Annotated in this window: 1 protein-coding gene; it reads right to left on the bottom strand. The window is 76.2% G+C overall.

Annotation, left to right across the window (positions count from 1 at the left end; all coding sequences use genetic code 11):
• Nucleotides 1-542, bottom strand: a 542-nt coding sequence (locus KUM32_RS37790) for an alpha/beta hydrolase (RefSeq protein WP_217146349.1), incomplete at its 3' end; no start/stop codon positions are given.
• Nucleotides 543-547 lie beyond the last annotated feature (5 nt).

Below are 547 nucleotides of genomic sequence, written 5' to 3'. Positions count from 1 at the left end.
CCAGGTACCACGACCGACACCCGCCGCGCGGTTGCCAGGTTCCCGAAGACCTCCGCGACCCGGCCCGATCCCGCGGGGTCGAAGGCGAGAATCTGTCGCCCCTGGCTCAGCAGCGCCTCGTAGCGGTGCACGCGCCGCCCCGCCTCGCGCTGCCCGTACGGCGTGAGCCGGTCGTCGCGGGTCCGCTCCCGCTCCACCAGCCTGGCCTGGCGCAGCGCCAACCGGTTGGCCCGGTAGCGCAGGCCGACGGGGGCGCCGTTGAGGTTGCCCACGGCCAGCGGGTAGCGCCGGACGAGACGGGTGAGTTGGGCGCCGGTGAGCGAGTCGAAGAACCGCGCCAGGCGGCGGGGCGAGGAGTCCGTGTCCGGCAGCGGGCGCCCGGCGATGGCGCCCTTCCCCCACGCGGCCAGCGAGGCGCTCAACGGGTCGGGCCCGGCGCCGAGCCGCCTTCCCACGGCCCAGCCGCTGGTGGCGAGCAGCACGAAGACCACGACCAGCGCGAGCGCGGTGCGCCAGGCGGTGGCCGTGTGGACCCACGACAGGGAGG

The organism is Streptomyces sp. AC627_RSS907 (genome assembly GCF_019049165.1).
Note: the sequence above shows the minus strand (reverse complement) of the source record. Positions and strands in the feature narration are given on the sequence as shown.